Below are 17,566 nucleotides of genomic sequence, written 5' to 3'. Positions count from 1 at the left end.
GGATCAGCGGAGGCCGCGGCGGTCGAGGAGAGGGGCGATCTCCGGGTCCCGGCCGCGGAAGGCCCGGAACGCCGCCATCGAGTCCACGCTGCCGCCCCGGGAGAGCAGGGCCGCACGGAAGGCGTCCCCGTTCTCCCGGCGCAGCCCGCCGTTCTCGCCGAACCACTCGACCGTGTCGGCGTCGAGCACTTCGCTCCAGATGTAGGAGTAGTAGCCGGCGCTGTAGCCGCCCGCCCAGATGTGGGCGAAGTACGTGCTGCGGTACCTCGGCGGGACGGCGGGCAGGTCCACCCCGGCGTCCCTGAGCGCCCGCCGCTCGAACTCCTCCACGTCTTCGTCGCCGTCGTACGCCGTGTGCCAGGCCCAGTCGAGCAGGGTCGCGGCGAGGTACTCCAGTGTGGCGAAGCCCTGGCCGAACTTCTGGGTCTCCAGCATCCGGTCGACGAGGTCGCGCGGCATCGGCTCGCCCGTCTCGTGGTGCCGCGCGTACTCCGCCAGGATCTCCGGATGCGTCGCCCACATCTCGTTGACCTGCGAGGGATACTCCACGAAGTCGCGCGGCACGGCCGTACCGGAGAACCGGGGGAACCGCACGTCGGAGAACAGGCCGTGCAGCGCGTGCCCGAACTCGTGGAACATCGTGTTGACCTCGTCGAACGTCATGAGGGTCGGCTCGCCCCTGACGATGTTGAGGTTGTTGACCACCACCGGCCGGGTGCCCTCCAGGCCCGACTGCTTCACGAGGCTGTTCATCCACGCCCCGCCCCGCTTGGACGCCCTGGTGTGGAAGTCGCCCAGGAACAGGCCCAGCGGCGAGCCGTCCTCGTCCCGCACCTCGAAGACCCGCACCTCCGGGTGGTAGCCCCGCAGGTCCGGGCGCTCGTGGAAGGTGACGCCGTAGAGGCGCGTCGCCGCGTTGAAGACGCCCTTCTCCAGCACGGTGTTCAGCTCGAAGTACGGCCGCATGCGGCGGCTGTCGATGTCGTGGCGGGCCTTGCGCACCTTCTCCGCGTAGAACGCCCAGTCCCACGGCTCGATCGGGTGCCCGGCGATCTCCTCCAGGTCGGCCTGCTCCTTGCGGGCGTTGGCCACGGCGGGCGGCACGAGCCGGTCCAGCATCTCGGTCACGGCCCGCGTCGTGCCCGCGGTCTGGTCGGCCAGGACGTACTCCGCGTGGTTCTCGTAGCCGAGCAGCCGCGCCCGCTCCCGGCGCAGGGCGGCCATCTCCCTGATGAGGCCGGCGTTCCCGGCGCCGCGTCCGGCGGAGGCGCGGTAGATCCGCTCGCGCAGGGACCGGTCGGTCAGCTCGGCCAGGGCGGGCTGACCGGTGGGCAGGACCAGCGAGATCAGGTAGCTGCCGTGCAGGCCGCGCTCCCCGGCCTGGTCGGCGAGCGCCTGGACGGCGTCCGGCGAGAGCCCGTCGAGCTCGGCGACGTCCTCGACCACCACCGCGCGCTCGTTGGTGTCGGCGAGCAGGTTCTGCTGGAACGTGGTCCCGAGGGCCGAGAGCCGCTCGTTGATCTCCCTGAGCCGGTCCTGGTCACGCTTGTCAAGCGTGGCGCCCGCGCGGGTGAAGTCGGTGAGGTAGCGCTTCAGCAGCCACCGCTGCTCCTCGTCGGCCGCCTCGACCGCCTGGACGCGCTCGAACAGCCTCCGGTCGAGGTGGATCGCGTCGGCGTGCTGGGCGAGCCTGGGCGTGACGGCCTGCTGGATCTCCTGCACGCCCGGAGTGGTGTCGGACGACGCCTGGTTGAAGAACACCGCCGAGACGCGGTCGAGCAGCCCGCCCGACCTCTCCATCGCCTCGATGGTGTTCTCGAACGTCGGAGGCTCCGGATTCGCGGCGATCGCCTCGACCTCCGCGAGGTGCTCGGCCATGCCCTGCTCGAACGCCGGCGCGTAGTGCTCCTCCCTGATCTCCTCGAACGGAGGCAGCCCGTACGGCAGGTCGCTGGGGCTGAGGAAGGGGTTCGCGGCCGAGGTCATGGCGGGCGGCTCCTCACGTGGCGCTGGCGTTTGTCCCAGCCTCGCACAGAAGCGCCGGAGCCTTCGCCCGGGAGGATCGGATCACGAGATCGCGGGGCGCGCCGCAATCGTTTTGGTAGTGGGTCGCAAGCTGGGCTATCCTTTCGGAGTCGCAAGCGGGAGCCGCGAGGCCCCCGCGAGCAGATGGGGTATGGGGTAATTGGCAGCCCGACGGATTCTGGCTCCGTTAGTCTAGGTTCGAGTCCTGGTACCCCAGCTGGATCCCCCCAAGGGATTCTGCTGGAAGCAGCGCAGTGCATGGTCCCGTCGTCTAGTGGCCTAGGACGCCGCCCTCTCAAGGCGGTAACGGCGGTTCGAATCCGCTCGGGACTACTTCACTGCACTCGGCTCCGTCGTCTAGTGGCCTAGGACGCCGCCCTCTCAAGGCGGTAGCGCCGGTTCGAATCCGGTCGGGGCTACCTCACCGAAACCCTCGGCACCTCCCCGTGCCGGGGGTTTCGTCGTTACGAGGACGCCGCACCCTGTTCATGGCCCGCAGTGCGGGCGCGAATCCGGTCGGGGCTACCTCTCCGAAACCCTCGGCACCTCCCCGTGCCGGGGGTTTCGTCGTTACGAGGACGCCGCACCCTGTTCATGGCCCGCAGTGCGGGCGCGAATCCGGTCGGGGCTACCTCACCGAAACCCTCGGCACCTCCCCGTGCCGGGGGTTTCGTCGTTACAAGGGACCGACGGTCCGCGGTTGACTTCAAGCGCTTGAGGGATGTTCTGCTGGGCGCATGACGAGCTTCACCATCCAGGACGTTTCCCGGCACAGCGGGCTGAGTGAGCCGACGCTGCGCTACTACGAAGAGGCCGGGCTGGTCGGGCCGATCGGCCGTGACGAGAGCAGCGGACATCGCCGCTACCAGGACGAGGACCTTGAGGTGATCGAGGTGCTGGCCTGCCTTCGCGCGGTCGGCATGGGCATCGAGGCCATGCGTACCTACCTGGCCAACCGCACGCGCGGGCGGGCCGCGGCGGCGGAGCAGCGCGACCTGCTGCTGCGACAGGCCGAGCGGATCGAGGCCGAGATCTCCGCTCAGCGGGCGCGGCTCGGCTACCTGCGCGAGAAGGCGGATCTGTGGGACGCCCGCGACCGGGGCGACGCCGGCGCGGAGGCCGAGGCGATGCGGCGAGTCGTGGACGCGGTGGGCCGTCTGGAGCTGCCGCGATGAGCCGGGTTCTGGTCACCGGCGGGTCCGGTTACCTGGGCACGCATCTGGTCGCCGCGCTGCTGCGGGCCGGTGGCGAGGTGCGTGCCACGGCGCGCTCGGCGGCCCGCGAGGCGGAGCTGCGCGCGGCGGTGCGTCGCGGCGGTGCCGACGACGCCGGCTTGGAAGTCGTCGCCGCGGAGCTGACGACCGACGACGGGTGGGCCGCCGCGCTGGCGGGTTGCGACGAGGTCCATCACGTCGCGTCGCCCATCCCCGTCGTCCAGCCGGAGGACCCCGACGAGCTGATCGTCCCCGCCCGTGACGGTGCGTTGCGGGTGCTGCGCGCCGCGCGGGACGCGGGCGTCCGGCGCGTCGTGCTCACCTCGTCCTTCGCCGCGGTCGGATACACCCCCAAGCCCGGCGCCGAGTTCACCGAGGCCGACTGGACCGACCCCGACATGCCGGGGCTGGCGCCCTACCCACGCTCGAAGACGATCGCCGAGCGGGCCGCGTGGGACTGGACGAAGCGCGAAGGCGGCGACACCGAACTCGTCGTGGTCAACCCGACCGCCATCCTCGGGCCTACCCTGACGACCGGCCTGCGCTCCTCGACCCAGCTGGTCAAGGCGATGCTCGACGGGAGCATGAGCGTCGCGCCCCGGCAGCGCTTCGGCGTCGTCGACGTGCGCGACGTGGCCGACCTGCACATCCGCGCCATGGCCGCGCCCGAGGCCGCGGGCAAGCGCTTCCTGGCCGTCGCCGACGGTCCGGTGCTGAGCTTTCTGGAGGTGGCCGAGATCCTGCGCCGGCGGCTCGGTACGCTCGCCGCACGGGTTCCGACGCGGGAGGCGCCGGGGGACGAACCGCCACGGCCGGTCATCCACAACGATCGAGCCCGCGACGAGCTCGGATGGCGTCCGCGCCCCGCCGAGACGGCGATCGTGCAGACGGCCGAGAGCCTGCGCGAGCTCGGTCTGCTGGAGGCGGAGAGCTGACGGCGCGAGAGCCGCGGACGCACGGCCCGGGTTCCGTGTCGTGCCCTAGAGATGCCGGGCGCCGGCGTCCAGGCTGGAGACGGTCAGCACGCCGTCGATGCCGGCGAGCGCGGCGGTGAGGTCGCCGATCGAGCCGGGGCCGTGGACCGTCATGGAGACGGTGACCGTACGGCCCTCGCGGAGTTCGCCGGGCTGTTCGAGCGACAGCTCGCTCACGGCGAAGTCGCGTGCGCCGCACTCGGTCAGGATCCGGGAGAACGCGCCGCGGCCGTCGACGTAGGACAGCGTCAGGGCATACGGCGTGTGCCGGGAGCGGGGGAACCGGGCGGCCAGCGGGGTGAGCCCGAGCATCACGACGAAGTGCCCCACGGTCGCCAGGGCGGCCAGCAGCCACAGACCGGCGCCCGCGGCCATGCCCACACCGGCGGTGAGCCAGACGGCGGCGGCGGTGGTCAGTCCCTTCACCGCGTCGCGCCGCACGAAGATCAGTCCACCGCCGATGAAACCGATGCCGGAGATGATCTGGGCGGCCACCCGGGACGGATCGAGTGTGACGTGCTCACCGAGGACGTCGGAGAAGCCGTGCTTGGACACGAGCATGAACAGCGCGGCCCCGAACCCCACGAGTGTGTGCGTGCGCAGCCCGGCGCTCTTCTGCCGGATCTCCCGTTCCGCCCCGATGGCGGCCGACAGCACCAGCGCGATGCCGAGGTCCACCGCCTGCTCCAGTTCCGGGACCGCCTCCACGGCCAGCGATACGGGCGTCACGAAAACCAGCCTAAGACCGGCCCCGGCCACCGGCCGGTCATCCGGGCTCCTGAGCCCGGCCCGGCGCCGCCCCGGGTCCGGTGCCGTCCGTTCCGCCGGCGAACGTCCGGAGGATCCCGGCCGTCGTGGTGTCCACCGGCAGGAACGCCTCCAGTTTCAACTCGGAGAGCGTGACGTCGACGGCGGTGGCGAAGGTCGTCACGGTCGTCATGAGACGCAGCTCGCCGAGCGAGGTGCGCAGGTGGAGCGGCACCGCGAAGCCGAGCTGCCCGGCGGACGGCTCCGGCGCGGGCACGTACCGCGTCAGCTCGTCGCGCAGCTCCGGCAGGTGACCAAGGCGCGTCAGGATGTGCCGGGCCCATTCGGCGAGGTTCCCTATGCGCGGCGCCAGGCCGCGCGGATGCAGCGCGAGGCGGTACACGTTCGCCCCGGCGCCGAGCAGCTCGGGATCCGCGCCCTCGGTGAGCAGGCCGAAGGCCTCGTTCGCGGCGATCAGGCCGCCGTCGCGGTCCACGACCAGCGCGGGGTATGGCAGGTGCCCGCGCAGGATGTGGCCGATCGCCGTGCGCACCGGGGCGAGCACCGGGTCGTCGAGCGGGCTTTCCGGATAGGCGGGGGCGTACCCGGCCGCCGCGAGCAGTTCGTTGCGTTCGCGCAGCGGCAGTTCGAGCCCTTCGGCGAGCCGTACGACCATGTTCCGGCCGGGCACGGACCTGCCGGACTCGATGAAGCTGAGGTGCCGCTGGGTGGTGCCCGCCCGCAGCGCCAGCTCCAGCTGGCTGAGGCGACGGCGGGTCCGGCGGTCGCGGAGCGCGCGGGGGAAGTCCACGGTGACCCTTTTAGCGGCATCCGCGGCGTCCCGGCCATTCCCTGCGGGGAATTGCCGCCGGCCCGCGCGGATCGCGAGCATCGCCGGCATGGATATCGGTGTACTGCTTCCGACCGGAACCGCCCAGTGGGGCGCGGACGGCGATCCCAGAGAGCTGGTCGCCCTCGGCCGCCAGGCGGAACGCGCGGGGTTCTCCTCGCTCTTCGTCAACGACTCCCTGATCAGCCCGCGCGTCGAGGCGCTGACCATGCTGGCGGCGCTCGCCCCGGCGACCGGCCACGTGACCCTGGGGACGGGCGCGCTGCTGCCCTTCCTGCGACGGCCGATCCAGGCCGCCCAGTCCCTCGCGTCGATCGACCTGCTCAGCGGGGGCCGGCTGACGGTCGCGGTCGGCGCCGGGTTCCCCGGCCGGTTCGGCCGGCCGTTCTACACCCTGTCGGAGGTGCCGTGGGAGCGCCGCTTCACGCGCCTCGACGAGACCGTGGCGCTCTGGCGCGCGCTGTGGAAGGGCGAGACCTCCTTCCGCGGCGAGATCCTCCGATTCGACGACATCCCGCCCGCCACCCGGCCGTTCCGCCCCGGCGGGCCGCCGATCTGGCTCGGCGGCGCCACACCGGCCGCGCTCGCCCGCGCGGGACGGCACTACGACGGGTGGCTGCCCTATCCACCCGACCCGGCCGACTACGCCGCCGGGCTCGCGGTCGTACGGGAAGCGGCGGGCACGGCGGGCCGGCGGCCCGAGGACGTCACCCCGGCCCTGTTCGTCTCCGTGTGGATCGACGAGGACGGCCCCGAGGCCGGTCGCCGGGCCCTCGACGCGTACGCACGGGCCGCGTACGGCATGCCGCTGGAGGAACTGGAGCGGATCCAGGCGGTCGTCACCGGCACCGCCGATCAGGTGCTCGCGGGCCTGTGCCGCTACGTGGCCGCCGGGGCGCGGCACCTGGTCGTCCGCCTGGGCGCGCTGAGCCTGCACGGCCAGCGCGACCAGCTCGACCGGGTCGCCGAGCTGATCGCACCCCTCCGACGGGCCCGGCCGGAGCCGGAGGCCGGGCTCGCCTACGACGGGGTGAGGCCGGTCATCGTCCCGAGCGCGCCTTGAACAGGGCCCGCTTGGCGGCCTTGCCCACCTGCTTGTCCGGGTGGGCCTCGTCGATGAGCTCCAGCAGCTCCTCCAGGTGCGGGTGCCGGACCTTCCAGATCACGTCGAGCAGCCCGATGAGCGTCGGCGCCGGGCCGATGTCGTGCAGGCTGGACACGAACTCCGGCCGGCCGAGCCCCGCGGAGATCGTCCACATGTCCAGGATCAGCCAGTGGGTATCCGCCTGCGTGGGCTCGGGGGCGTCCTCGACGTCCATCTGGGTGAGGTGCGTCGCCGCGTACGGCCGCAGGGACGGCTCCTTCAGCGCCTCCTGCCAGGCCGGTATGGCGGCCTCGCCCAGCGAGCCCACCAGGCTGGCCGCCTGCACCCGGACCAGGGCGTCCGCCTCCTCCTCGGCGGCGGCGCCCAGCAGCTCGGCGGCGGCCCGCGCAGGGTCGCGCAGGGCGAGCCAGGCGGCGAACTCCTCGTCGGCCTCCTCCTCGGACATGTCCGCGCTGAACGACAGCAGGTCGAGGGCGGTCATCGCGTCGATCGCGGGCCGGGCGTCGACCTCGATGTCCTCGTCGTCCAGCAGGTGGACGAGGCCCTCGGCGCCGAGCGGCGTCAGGGTCACCGTGTCGTTCTCGACGGTCACCATGCCGTACCCGGTCAGCCAGGCGAGGACGGAGGCGAGCGGGTCGCCCGCGGCGGCCCAGGCGTCGGCGCCGAGATCGTCGTACTCGGCCGCCGCCTCGGCCAGTTCCTCACGCAGCTCGGGCACCCGCCGGCCGCCCCCCGCCAGCAGCAGGCGGACGAGCAGCGCACGGGTCAGGCCGGAGAGGGCCAGCGTGAGGTCGTCGTCGTCCAGCTCGGGGTCGCCGTAGTCGACCGAGTGCAGGCCGAGCATCCAGACGTCGAGGACGTCGTCGTCGTCCTCGTAGGGCCAGCCCTCGGTGTCGGAGTCGACGCTGACCGTGTCGTCGCCGTCGGGGGCGAGGAACTCCAGGTCGATGGCGAGGTTCCAGAGGTTCCAGATGTTGCGCGCGTCGGACAGGCCGATCGTGCGCACGGCCTCGTCCACCTCGGCCTCGCCGAGCAGGGTCTCCTCGCCCACCTTGCGCCCGGTGCCGACCCACAGGGCCAGGTCGCGGGCCTGGGCGATGAGCGTGACCCCGCGCGCCGCCTCGGCCAGCTCGACGTCGGGGCGCAGCCGGACCGTGGGCAGCGCCGCGATCTCGTCGGCGAACGGCTCGAAGTCGCCGAGGCCCTCGTCGGACCCCTCCTCGTCGAGCTCGTCCTCCTCCTCGTCCCAGTCGCGTTCGGCGATGACGTCCTCCATCGCCTCCACGAAGTCGTCCTCGACCTCGTCCAGCTCGGCCAGCAGGGTCTCCAGGGAGTCCGAGCCGGGCGTGAGCCGTCCGGTGCCGGACAGGAAGGTCAGGTAGGCCCGGACGGCCGGGATCATCCCGTCCGCCGCGGCGTCGGGGTCCTCCACGACCTGGGGCATGCGTTCGAGGAGGATCGTGCGCAGATCGCCGCGCTTCCAGAGCCCGACGTCGGTACGGGCGATCAGGCGATGCCACAGTGCCACCGGACCCACGAGATCGGGGTCGCTGCCCGGCGCGTTGCCCGGCGTCCAGAGGATGAATTCTTGGAGCAGGGGGCGCAGTTCAGCGGCGGCTGCCTCGATGCGATCTGTCACCCCGCCAGCCTAGGGCTATCGGGAGGCCGCTCTCCAATCAGTTCGGCCCCTCAGTTGCACCCGGTTCGCGGGTTCAGTTCGCCCGGCGCATGGCCTCGGTGATCCGCTCGGCCGCGGTGACGACCGGCGCGGCGTGCATGCGGCCGGGCGTACGGGTCAGCCGCTCGATGGGCCCGGACACGGAGACCGCGGCGATCACCTTGCCGCCCGCGCCGCGGATGGGCGCCGACACGCTCGCCACGCCCTGCTCGCGCTCGCCGACGCTGTGCGCCCAGCCCCTCCTGCGTACGCTCGCGAGCGTGGCGGCGGTGAACTTGGCGCCGCGCAGGCCGCGGTGCAGCCGGTCGGGCTCCTCCCAGGCGAGCAGGATCTGCGCGGCGGACCCGGCGGTCATGGGCAGCGCGGAGCCGACGGGCACGGTGTCGCGCAGGCCGCTCGCGCGCTCGGCGGCGGCCACGCAGACCCGCTCGTCGCCCTGGCGGCGGTAGAGTTGGGCGCTCTCGCCGGTGAGGTCGCGGAGCTGGATGAGCACCGGCCCGGCGACGGCCAGCAGGCGGTCCTCGCCCGCGGCGGTGGACAGCTCCGAGAGCCGGGGGCCGAGGATGAAGCGGCCCTGCGTGTCGCGGGAGACGATGCGGTGGTGCTCCAGGGCGACCGCCAGCCGGTGGGCCGTGGGCCTGGCCAGACCGGTCGCCTGGACGAGCTGTGCCAGGGAAGCGGGGCCCGCCTCCAGGGCGTTTAGCACGAGAACCGCCTTGTCGAGTACTCCGACCCCGCTAGAGTTGTCCATACCCCGATACTGCCGTCTCGCCATACGAGATGCAAACGCAATGGTGGGGATAACTAGATAGACTGTCCATATCCCGATATATCCGTCTCATCATGAGAGACATTGCCGGGGGCCTGAGCGCGAGGAGGCGTCAACCATGGGTCGAACACTGGCTGAGAAAGTCTGGGAGCAGCACGTCGTACGCCGGGCCGAGGGCGAGCCCGACCTGCTCTACATCGACCTGCACCTCATCCACGAGGTGACCAGCCCGCAGGCGTTCGACGGCCTGCGCATGGCCGGCCGTCCCGTGCGCCGTCCGGAGCTCACGATCGCCACCGAGGACCACAACGTGCCGACCGTGCTCGGGCCGATCGCCGACCCGGTGTCGCGTGCGCAGGTCGAGACGCTGCGCAAGAACGCCGCCGAGTTCGGTGTCCGCCTGCACCCGATGGGCGACGCCGGCCAGGGCGTGGTGCACATCATCGGCCCGCAGTTCGGGCTGACCCAGCCCGGCATGACCATCGTCTGCGGCGACTCGCACACCTCGACCCACGGCGCGTTCGGGGCCATCGCGTTCGGCATCGGCACCTCCGAGGTCGAGCACGTGCTGGCCACCCAGACGCTGCCCGCCTACCGGCCCAAGACGATGGCCATCGAGGTCAAGGGCGAGCTTCCGGTCGGCGTGACCGCCAAGGACCTGATCCTCGCGATCATCGCGAAGATCGGCACCGGCGGCGGGCAGGGTCACATCGTCGAGTACCGCGGCGAGGCCGTGCGCAGGCTCTCCATGGAGGGCCGCATGACCGTCTGCAACATGTCGATCGAGGCCGGCGCGCGGGCGGGCCTGATCGCCCCCGACGAGACCACGTTCGAGTACCTGCGCGGCCGTGCGCACGCGCCTTCCGGCGAGGCCTGGGACCGGGCGGTCGAGTACTGGAAGACGCTGCGCACCGACGACGACGCCGTGTTCGACAAGGTCGTGGAGATCGACGCCGCGACCCTCACGCCGTTCGTCACCTGGGGCACCAACCCGGGGCAGGGTGCGCCGCTCGGCGCCGCCGTGCCGTCGCCCGAGCAGTTCGCCGACCCGGTCGAGCGGGCCGCCGCCGAGCGGGCGCTGGAGTACATGGGCCTCACCGCCGGCACGCCGCTGCGCGACGTCCAGGTCGACACGGTCTTCGTGGGATCGTGCACCAACGGCCGCATCGAGGACCTGCGCGCCGCCGCCGAGATCCTGCGCGGCCGCTCGGTCGTCACCCGTACGCTGATCGTCCCGGGCTCCATGGGGGTCAAGAAGGCCGCGGAGGAGGAGGGCCTGCACGAGGTCTTCACAGCGGCCGGCGCCGAGTGGCGCGAGGCCGGCTGCTCGATGTGCCTCGGCATGAACCCCGACACGCTGAAGCCGGGTGAGCGCAGCGCCTCGACCTCCAACCGCAACTTCGAGGGCCGCCAGGGCAAGGGCGGGCGCACCCATCTCGTGTCGCCGCAGGTCGCGGCGGCGACCGCGGTGACCGGCCGGCTGACCGCCCCCGCCGACCTCTAGTCCGCCCACGTCCCAGGAGAAGATCATCATGGACGCCTTCACCACGCACACCGGCCGGGCCGTGCCGCTGCGCCGCAGCAACGTGGACACCGACCAGATCATCCCGGCCGTCTGGCTCAAGCAGGTCAGCCGTACGGGCTTCGAGAAGGGCCTGTTCGCCGCCTGGCGGGAGGACCCGTCGTTCGTGCTCAACGACCCGGCGTACGAGGGCGCGTCGATCCTCGTCTCCGGACCCGACTTCGGCACCGGCTCCTCGCGTGAGCACGCCGTCTGGGCCCTGCAGCAGTACGGCTTCCGCGCCGTGATCGCCTCGCGGTTCGGCGACATCTTCCGCAACAACTCCACCAAGATGGGCCTGCTGCCGGTCGTCCTGCCCGAGGACGTCGTCAAGAGCCTGCAGGACGCGGTGGAGGCCGACCCGAAGACGGAGATCACCGTCGACCTCGTGGAACGCCAGGTGCGCGCGGGGGACCTGGTCGCGTCGTTCGAGATCGACGACTACACCCGCTGGCGGCTGCTGGAGGGTCTCGACGACATCGGCCTGACCCTGCGTCACGCGGACGCCATCGAGGAGTACGAGAATGGGCGGCAGCCATGGCTGCCGACGACCGTCTGAACGAGCCTCAGACCGAAGACGCGCTGCTGGCGCGGCGACTGCGTGATGCGCACCGCCGCGTCAGGGCGTTAGCCTTACCACAGGAGGAGCAGGCCCGCCTGGCGCGACGGCTGCTTGCTATCTGTGACGTGGCAAAGCGGGACATAGCCCATGCGGCCGCCCGGCTGGACGTCTTCATCGCCTATCTGGACGGCGCATCCGACACGCCGAGCAGGCGAAACATGCCCCCCGGTGATTGAGTCCCGCGACCTCGTCCCCTAATTTCAAGCGCGTAAGGGGGAGGAACCGAAATGAACAAGAAGGAACTCGTCGACGCGATCACGGATCGTGTCGGTGACAAGAAGACGGCCACCGAGGCCGTCAACGCCGTCCTCGACGCCATCCAGGGTGCCGTCGCCAGTGGCGACAAGGTCTCGATCACCGGCTTCGGCGCCTTCGAGATGGTGCACAAGCCCGCCCGTACGGCTCGCAACCCCTCCACAGGCGACCCGATCAAGGTGGAGGAGAGCTGGGCGCCAAGGTTCCGCCCTGGCGCGGACTTCAAGGAGCAGGTCAACGCGGGCGGCAAGGCCGCCAAGAAGAAGTAACCGGCCCGCGGGGTCCGGCGACGGCCGGCCCTGTGGTCGTCGCCGGCGTTGTCGTCTCTGCAAGGGCGTTCCGGCAGGAACGTTCAAGCGGGATCGTTCAAGCAAGGCTCACGCAGGTTCAGCACTGTGGACGGCGCTCGGGTTCCCGGGCGCCGTTCGTCTTGTGCCCGTCATGACGGGGTAAACAGCGCGAAACTCCACCCTGAACTGCGCAAACGTGTGCAACCATCGGGAAAGCGAATCGCCGGGGCGCCTCCCGGACCACCGGTGGTCCGCGCGCGATGCGACCGGGGGATTGAGTCAGTGCACGTCGGCCACGAACGAGAGACCAGCCGCATTCCACTGGACCTGTTCGACCAGGCGCCGGTCGGGGTCCTGGTGACCCGGGGCGAGGACCATCGGCTCGTCTACACGAACGCCGCCGTCGCCGCCATGTTCGGCGAGCGGCCGGACGGTGAGTGGTCGGTCGACGGGTGGACGTGCGGCGACCGTGCGGCCGGCGGGTGGCCGGCCGGGACGCCCGTCCGGGAGGCCCTCCCCGGCCTCGTCCGGCGGCTCTCGCCCGGCACGCTCGGCCACGTCCTGAAGACGGGGGAGGCGGCGTGCCTCGACGAGGTCGTCGTCACGGTGACCGGTCCCGGCGGGGCGTCCCGCGAGGGCTCCTTCCGCCTGAGCCTGTCCAGGGTGCCCCTCACGTGCGGGGAGAACGGTCTGCTGGCGGTGGTCCAGGAGATCACGGCGCATCTCGCCGCCGCCCGGCGCGTCCGGGTCATGGAGAAGGAGTGGCGCCGCATCCAGCGCCGCTACCAGAGCATGGTGTGGGCGGACGCGCACCTGGTGTGGGTGACCGGCCCGCACGGCGAGGCCAGGGAGATGAGCCAGGGCTGGCAGCGGCTGACGGGGCAGAGCGTGGAGGAGAGCCTCGGCGACGGGTGGTTCCGGGCCGTCCACCCCGAGGACCGCGCGGCCGCCGTGGAGTCCTGGGACAGGGCCACCGAAGAGGCCGTCTCGCTCTACGAGCAGATCTACCGCGTCCGCACCCCCGACGGCCGCTACCGTCACGTCCGCTACCGGGCCGTGCCCGTGCACGAGGACGGCGAGGTGGTGGAGTGGGTGGGCGCCTCCACCGACGTCGAGCAGGAGTGGCAGGAGGCCCGGCGTCGCCGGCTGCTGGACCGCGCCGCCGCCGCGGCGAGCGACATCTCCAACCTGGAGGAGATGTGCCAGGAGTTCGCCAACGTGATCGTGCCGGAGCTGGCCGACTCGTGCTACGTCTACCTGCTGCCCGAGGCGATCGGCGCGCCGCCCGCGTCGATCGTCACCGAGCGCGTCGCCTCCGCCGTACGGGAGGGGCTGCCGAGCCTGCCGGCGCGGCGCAAGGAGTACCACCCCGCCGACAGCGGGTTCGTACGCGCGGTGCGGCAGCGCCGGCCCCTGCAGGCGACCTTCCCGCCGGGACGGCCGCCGTTCCCCTGCGCGGACAACGTGACGGCCTGGATCGAGGAGGCCGGGGAGCACAGCCTGGCCATCATGCCGGTCGTCGTCGAGGGCGAGGTGGCGACGGTGGTCGTGACCGGAGTCTGCGGGGACCGCCCTCCGATCGCGCCGGACGACGTCCGGTTGATGCGGGAGATGCTCGACCACACGCACGACGCGGTCAGCAAGGCCCTGCGGTTCCGCCGCAACCAGAGAGTGGCGCTGGCCCTGCAGCACAGCCTGCTGGCGGAGCCGCCCCGGGTGCCCGGCCTGGAGATCGCCGCGCGCTACCAGGCGAGCCCGACCGCCGCGGAGATCGGCGGAGACTGGTACGACGCGTTCGTGCCGTCCGGCGGCGCCCTCGACCTGGTGATCGGTGACGTGGCCGGGCACGACCTCGCCGCGGCCGTGTGCATGAGCCAGGTGCGGAACATGCTGCGGGCGCTCGCCGTCGACCGCGACGAGTCCCCCGGGCACGTCCTGCGGCGGCTCAACACGGCCCTGGGGACCCTGAACGGCGAGAGCACCGCGACCTGCGCCCTGACCCGCGCCGAGAGGGACGAGGAGGGCGGCTGGCGGCTGGCCTACTCGGTGGCCGGGCATCCGCCGCCGTTGCTGGTGACCGGCGACGGGCGGAGCCGCTTTCTGCGGGACGGGCGCAACCCCCTCCTCGGCCTGGATCACGACAGGCCGTGGGCCAGCGCCGTGGAGCCGCTGCCGCCGCACGCCACCCTGCTGCTCTACACCGACGGCCTCGTCGAACGGCGGGGCGAGGACATCGGCGACGGGCTCGAACGGCTGCGGCGGTGCGCCGAGCCGCTCGCCCGCGCACCCCTGGGCCGGTTCTGCGACGAACTGCTCACCGGGATGCCCCTGACGGGAGAGGACGACATCGCCATGATCGCCCTGCGTCTGCCACCGGCGGCCGCCCTCTCCTGATGCCGTACGGCGGTCAGGTCCCCAGCAGATGCCGCAGGATCGCGAGCCCGATCTCCAGCCCCACGACGAGGCCGACTCCCGCGTCGGCGGTGCCCACCAGCGCGAGGGCCAGCGGCATCAGGACGGGGAACAGGGCGCGAGCCGCCCTGACCAGGGTCGGCGGCAGCGCGAACGGGACAGAAATCGTGATGGTCATGACGGACCTCCTGTCACGCGCCGGACATCCGGGCACGGATGGGCACCCGTCACACGCCGGGCGGCGGGGCCGGACGCGCCTGCGCGGTCTCGGCCCGCGCGACGAGCCGGATCACCTCCGGCGGAGCCCGCCGGGCGCGGGAAGGGTGACGGGACGGAACGGATGTGGACTGCCGGAACTCATCCCGACCACCTCCTCACGGTCATGGGGCGACGACCGCGCCCCTCGCCGTACCGCGTCGCGCACGCACCCCTCACGTAAGAGCTTCGGCACTGCGCGGCGTGATCCCCGCGAGCGGGGAAGCCACTTGGGGTCACCCCTTAAGCCGGGGAGACCTGTCCTGACCCGGGACGTCTCTCGACGAGGAGGGTCAGTGGCCTGTGTCCGCGCAGACGCCTCACCGAACGAGGTGCCTGCCCTTTCAGTACACCCCTGGCCAGGGCGTCCGGTCAAACCCGCCCGGTGTCAACCATGAGGTCCCCTTCTCCGGGCACCGGGAAGGTCGACAGCGTGAGGTAGGAGACCCGGCCGTCCGCCATGAGGAGGGCGACCCGCTGACCGGGACGCAGGTGTCGCAGCGGCCCGGCGTCGAACGCCTCGCGGTCGAAGGGGACGCGGGCGCCGTCGTCGAGGAGGACCACGCCCGACCGGCTCTCCGGATCGAAGCTCCGCACCGTCGCCTGCACCGTCACCCGCACGTCGTCAGCCTATCGCCGCGTCCCGTACCGCCGTGAAACTCCGTTGACGTCCTGATCGTGCGGGTGCCAGCATCGTCCGGCGTGACCACGACGGCGAGCCGGAGCCTGTGGCGTGCCCGGGACTTCCGGCGCTACGCCGGCGCCGACGCGATCAGCAAGGTCGGCAGCCAGGTCTCCCTGGTCGCCCTGCCGCTCACGGCGGCGATCACCCTGCACGCGAGCCCGTTCCAGGTGGGCCTGCTCACCGCCGCGGAGATGCTGGCCTTCCTGCTCGTCGGGCTGCCCGCCGGAGCCTGGGTCGACCGGATGCCGCGCCGTCCGGTGCTGGTCGCGGCCGACGTGGTCCGCGCGGCGGCGCTGCTGTCGATTCCCGCCGCCGCGGCGGCCGGCGCGCTCGGACTTCCGCAGATGTACGCGGTGGCCCTGCTGACCGGGTTGTGTACGGTCTTCTTCGACGTGGCGCACCAGAGCTACCTGCCCGCGATCGTGGGCCCGCGGGGCCTCGCCCGCGGGCACGGCGTGCTGGCCGCGAACGTCTCGGTCGCCGAACTGTCGGGCCCCGCGATCGGCGGCTGGCTGGTCCAGGCGCTCACCGCGCCCATGGCGGTCGTCGCCGACGCCCTCAGCTACGCCGTCTCCGCGCTGCTGCTCGTCCGCGTACGGACGGACGAGGGGCGAGGACGGGCCGGGAGCCCGGGCGAGAGGCGGGGCACAGGGCAGGGCGAAAGGCAGGGCGAGGGGCGGGCGGAGGAGCGGGGCGAGGCGGCGCGCGGCGGGTTGCGGTCCGAGATCGCCGAAGGGCTCCGGTTCGTCCTCGGGCAGCCCGTCCTGCGCCGTGTCGCCATGGTCGGGGCGCTGACGATGACGTCGTTCGGCCTGTGGTCGGCCACGGTGCCGCTGTACCTCGTCCGTGAGGTCGGCGTGTCCCCGGGCGCGTACGGCACGCTGCTGTCGGCGGGCGCGGCCGGTGGGGTGTTCGGCGCCTGGCTCGGCCCGAGAGCCGTCGCCCGGATGGGCACGGGCCGGGCCATGTACGCGTCGGCGCTGGCGGCCACGCTGTTCATCCCTCCGCTCGCGTTCACCGGGGGAGGCGCGCGCCTGCTGATCTTCCCGGCGGCCCTCGCGGCCAGTGGGGTCGCGACGACCGTCTTCTCCGTGGCGCAGGGGACCTACCGTCAGTCGATCTGCCCACCACACCTGCTCGGCCGCCTGAGCGCCACCATGCGGTTCCTCATGTGGGGCCCGGCGCCGCTCGGCGGCCTGCTGGCGGGCACGCTCGGGCAGCTCGCCGGGGTGCGCGTGGCGTTCTGGGCGGCCTGCGGCGCGTACGCGCTCGCGCATGTGCCGATCCTGCTGGCGCCGGGCATCCGCCGGGTGGGCTGAGGCTCAGCCCGGTTCCGGCCGGTCGTCCCCGGGGTCCGGCTCGCCGATGTAGGAGGCGATGCCGCGCAGGATGATCTCGACGCCGAGCTCGAACCGGTAGTCGTTCGACTCGTCCACCATGACGTCGGCCAGCTCCACCAGGTTCGGGAACCGGTCCGGCGGCAGCGAGGCGAAGTAGCTCTGGATCTCCTCGCGCATCTTCTCCGGGGCCGCTCCGCCGTTCTCCGGATAGCGGTCCCGCCAGAGGCTCTCCTCCAGCACGAACCCGTCCATGTACGTCGACAGCAGGTCGCCCGCGATGGCGACGACCTTCCGCGGCAGCCCGGCGGCGGTGAACATCGCCAGCATCCGTTCGACGTGGGGGAGCAGCTCCGGGGTGAAGGGGACGTGGGCCATCGAGATCTTCGCCATGTCCCGGTGGCTGAGCAGGCGCTGCCTTCCCTGACGGGCGAAGTTCCTGAGCTGCTCCCGCCACTGCTCGGGATCGGGTTCGGGCAGCTCGTAGCCGTCGAAGAGCCGGTTGTACATCAGCTGCAGCAACTCGTCCTTGTCGCGCACGTGGACGTACAGCGCCGAGACGGCGACGTGCAGCTCGGCGGCCACCTGGCGCATGCTCAGCCCGTCGTAGCCCTCCCGGTCGAGGACCGCGTACGCGGCGTCCACGATGCGCTCCCGGCTCAGGGGCGCCCTGGGCGGCCTGCGTCGCTTCGGCGGGCGTTCCCACGGCGGCGTCGGCATGTCCGGCTGCGTCAACGAGAACCTCCCACTCTCACGCCCATGGTAGTGAACACCGCTCCCGTTCAGC

General features: G+C 72.2%; 17 protein-coding genes, 3 tRNA genes and 1 riboswitch. Of the genes, 12 read left to right on the top strand and 8 right to left on the bottom strand.

Annotated features, from left to right (window positions below):
- Nucleotides 1-3: 3 nt before the first annotated feature.
- Complete coding sequence (locus HHX37_RS16360; RefSeq protein ID WP_182885925.1) at nt 4-1,986, bottom strand: M3 family metallopeptidase; 1,983 nt, start codon at nt 1,984-1,986, stop codon at nt 4-6.
- A 184-nt stretch (nt 1,987-2,170) separates the two neighbouring features.
- Between HHX37_RS16360 and HHX37_RS16355 the strand changes: the two genes are divergently transcribed.
- From HHX37_RS16355 to HHX37_RS16335, 5 genes are all read left to right on the top strand, one after another.
- A tRNA-Gln gene (locus HHX37_RS16355) sits at nt 2,171-2,242 on the top strand.
- Between the two features lie 43 nt (nt 2,243-2,285).
- Nucleotides 2,286-2,358: transfer RNA gene (locus HHX37_RS16350), tRNA-Glu, on the top strand.
- A gap of 13 nt (nt 2,359-2,371) precedes the next feature.
- Nucleotides 2,372-2,444: transfer RNA gene (locus HHX37_RS16345), tRNA-Glu, on the top strand.
- 318 nt (nt 2,445-2,762) lie between these two features.
- Nucleotides 2,763-3,200, top strand: coding sequence for a MerR family transcriptional regulator (locus HHX37_RS16340; protein ID WP_182885924.1), 438 nt, complete (start codon nt 2,763-2,765; stop codon nt 3,198-3,200).
- Nucleotides 3,197-4,174, top strand: a complete 978-nt coding sequence (locus HHX37_RS16335; protein ID WP_182885923.1) for an SDR family oxidoreductase — start codon at nt 3,197-3,199, stop codon at nt 4,172-4,174. The genes HHX37_RS16340 and HHX37_RS16335 overlap by 4 nt, the downstream gene beginning before the upstream one ends.
- Before the next feature lie 45 nt (nt 4,175-4,219).
- Here HHX37_RS16335 and HHX37_RS16330 read toward each other — a convergent pair whose 3' ends face one another.
- Complete coding sequence (locus HHX37_RS16330) at nt 4,220-4,942, bottom strand: MgtC/SapB family protein (protein ID WP_310738147.1); 723 nt, start codon at nt 4,940-4,942, stop codon at nt 4,220-4,222.
- Between the two features lie 37 nt (nt 4,943-4,979).
- Nucleotides 4,980-5,771 carry a helix-turn-helix domain-containing protein gene (locus tag HHX37_RS16325; RefSeq protein WP_182885922.1) on the bottom strand — a complete coding sequence of 264 codons (792 nt, stop codon included), beginning with the start codon at nt 5,769-5,771 and terminating at the stop codon, nt 4,980-4,982.
- Nucleotides 5,772-5,859: 88 nt separating this feature from the next.
- On the opposite strand from HHX37_RS16325, the gene HHX37_RS16320 reads away from it, so the two are divergent.
- Nucleotides 5,860-6,873, top strand: coding sequence for an LLM class flavin-dependent oxidoreductase (locus HHX37_RS16320; protein WP_182885921.1), 1,014 nt, complete (start codon nt 5,860-5,862; stop codon nt 6,871-6,873).
- Here HHX37_RS16320 and HHX37_RS16315 read toward each other — a convergent pair.
- Nucleotides 6,851-8,554, bottom strand: a complete 1,704-nt coding sequence (locus HHX37_RS16315; protein ID WP_182885920.1) for a hypothetical protein — start codon at nt 8,552-8,554, stop codon at nt 6,851-6,853. The genes HHX37_RS16320 and HHX37_RS16315 overlap by 23 nt on opposite strands.
- A gap of 73 nt (nt 8,555-8,627) precedes the next feature.
- The gene (locus HHX37_RS16310) at nt 8,628-9,344 is read right to left on the bottom strand and encodes an IclR family transcriptional regulator (protein WP_111698126.1); all 717 of its coding nucleotides are present in this window, start codon (nt 9,342-9,344) and stop codon (nt 8,628-8,630) included.
- Nucleotides 9,345-9,480: 136 nt separating this feature from the next.
- On the opposite strand from HHX37_RS16310, the gene leuC reads away from it, so the two are divergent.
- From leuC to HHX37_RS16285, 5 genes are all read left to right on the top strand, one after another.
- On the top strand, nt 9,481-10,866 hold the full coding sequence (gene leuC / locus HHX37_RS16305; RefSeq protein ID WP_111698127.1) for a 3-isopropylmalate dehydratase large subunit: 1,386 nt from the start codon (nt 9,481-9,483) through the stop codon (nt 10,864-10,866).
- Between the two features lie 28 nt (nt 10,867-10,894).
- On the top strand, nt 10,895-11,482 hold the full coding sequence (leuD, locus tag HHX37_RS16300; RefSeq protein ID WP_111698128.1) for a 3-isopropylmalate dehydratase small subunit: 588 nt from the start codon (nt 10,895-10,897) through the stop codon (nt 11,480-11,482).
- A complete protein-coding gene (locus HHX37_RS16295; RefSeq protein ID WP_111698129.1) occupies nt 11,461-11,721 on the top strand; it encodes a hypothetical protein in 261 nt (86 codons plus the stop codon). Before leuD ends, HHX37_RS16295 begins: the two co-directional genes overlap by 22 nt.
- A 51-nt stretch (nt 11,722-11,772) precedes the next feature.
- Nucleotides 11,773-12,069 carry an HU family DNA-binding protein gene (locus tag HHX37_RS16290; RefSeq protein ID WP_111698130.1) on the top strand — a complete coding sequence of 99 codons (297 nt, stop codon included), beginning with the start codon at nt 11,773-11,775 and terminating at the stop codon, nt 12,067-12,069.
- A 303-nt stretch (nt 12,070-12,372) separates the two neighbouring features.
- Nucleotides 12,373-14,484 (top strand): SpoIIE family protein phosphatase, encoded by a 2,112-nt coding sequence (locus HHX37_RS16285; protein ID WP_310740399.1) that lies wholly within the window; start codon nt 12,373-12,375, stop codon nt 14,482-14,484.
- A gap of 13 nt (nt 14,485-14,497) precedes the next feature.
- Here the strand turns inward: HHX37_RS16285 and HHX37_RS16280 are convergent, their stop codons facing one another.
- Nucleotides 14,498-14,680 carry a hypothetical protein gene (locus HHX37_RS16280; RefSeq protein ID WP_182881377.1) on the bottom strand — a complete coding sequence of 61 codons (183 nt, stop codon included), beginning with the start codon at nt 14,678-14,680 and terminating at the stop codon, nt 14,498-14,500.
- Between the two features lie 243 nt (nt 14,681-14,923).
- Nucleotides 14,924-15,096, bottom strand: a riboswitch (M-box (ykoK) riboswitch).
- Between the two features lie 33 nt (nt 15,097-15,129).
- The gene (locus tag HHX37_RS16275) at nt 15,130-15,378 is read right to left on the bottom strand and encodes a cold-shock protein (protein ID WP_259403681.1); all 249 of its coding nucleotides are present in this window, start codon (nt 15,376-15,378) and stop codon (nt 15,130-15,132) included.
- Nucleotides 15,379-15,459: 81 nt separating this feature from the next.
- On the opposite strand from HHX37_RS16275, the gene HHX37_RS16270 reads away from it, so the two are divergent.
- Complete coding sequence (locus tag HHX37_RS16270) at nt 15,460-16,761, top strand: MFS transporter (RefSeq protein ID WP_182885919.1); 1,302 nt, start codon at nt 15,460-15,462, stop codon at nt 16,759-16,761.
- A gap of 3 nt (nt 16,762-16,764) precedes the next feature.
- On the opposite strand, the gene HHX37_RS16265 is transcribed toward HHX37_RS16270, so the two are convergent.
- Nucleotides 16,765-17,514 carry a TetR/AcrR family transcriptional regulator gene (locus tag HHX37_RS16265; RefSeq protein WP_220501871.1) on the bottom strand — a complete coding sequence of 250 codons (750 nt, stop codon included), beginning with the start codon at nt 17,512-17,514 and terminating at the stop codon, nt 16,765-16,767.
- Nucleotides 17,515-17,566: the final 52 nt, after the last annotated feature.

Source organism: Microbispora sp. H10885 (genome assembly GCF_014161415.1).
GTDB classification, from domain to species: domain Bacteria; phylum Actinomycetota; class Actinomycetes; order Streptosporangiales; family Streptosporangiaceae; genus Microbispora; species Microbispora triticiradicis.
The sequence above is the reverse complement of the archived record's forward strand: the minus strand, read 5'-3'. Positions and strand labels throughout refer to the sequence as shown.

What these genes read in the sequence shown, in the direction of transcription:
- HHX37_RS16360 (WP_182885925.1), bottom strand. Translation starts at nt 1,986, where the DNA reads ATGACCTCGGCCGCGAACCCCTTCCTCAGCCCCAGCGACCTGCCGTAC.
- HHX37_RS16340 (WP_182885924.1), top strand. Translation starts at nt 2,763, where the DNA reads ATGACGAGCTTCACCATCCAGGACGTTTCCCGGCACAGCGGGCTGAGT.
- HHX37_RS16335 (WP_182885923.1), top strand. Translation starts at nt 3,197, where the DNA reads ATGAGCCGGGTTCTGGTCACCGGCGGGTCCGGTTACCTGGGCACGCAT.
- HHX37_RS16320 (WP_182885921.1), top strand. Translation starts at nt 5,860, where the DNA reads ATGGATATCGGTGTACTGCTTCCGACCGGAACCGCCCAGTGGGGCGCG.
- HHX37_RS16310 (WP_111698126.1), bottom strand. Translation starts at nt 9,344, where the DNA reads ATGGACAACTCTAGCGGGGTCGGAGTACTCGACAAGGCGGTTCTCGTG.
- leuC (WP_111698127.1), top strand. Translation starts at nt 9,481, where the DNA reads ATGGGTCGAACACTGGCTGAGAAAGTCTGGGAGCAGCACGTCGTACGC.
- leuD (WP_111698128.1), top strand. Translation starts at nt 10,895, where the DNA reads ATGGACGCCTTCACCACGCACACCGGCCGGGCCGTGCCGCTGCGCCGC.
- HHX37_RS16295 (WP_111698129.1), top strand. Translation starts at nt 11,461, where the DNA reads ATGGCTGCCGACGACCGTCTGAACGAGCCTCAGACCGAAGACGCGCTG.
- HHX37_RS16290 (WP_111698130.1), top strand. Translation starts at nt 11,773, where the DNA reads ATGAACAAGAAGGAACTCGTCGACGCGATCACGGATCGTGTCGGTGAC.
- HHX37_RS16280 (WP_182881377.1), bottom strand. Translation starts at nt 14,680, where the DNA reads ATGACCATCACGATTTCTGTCCCGTTCGCGCTGCCGCCGACCCTGGTC.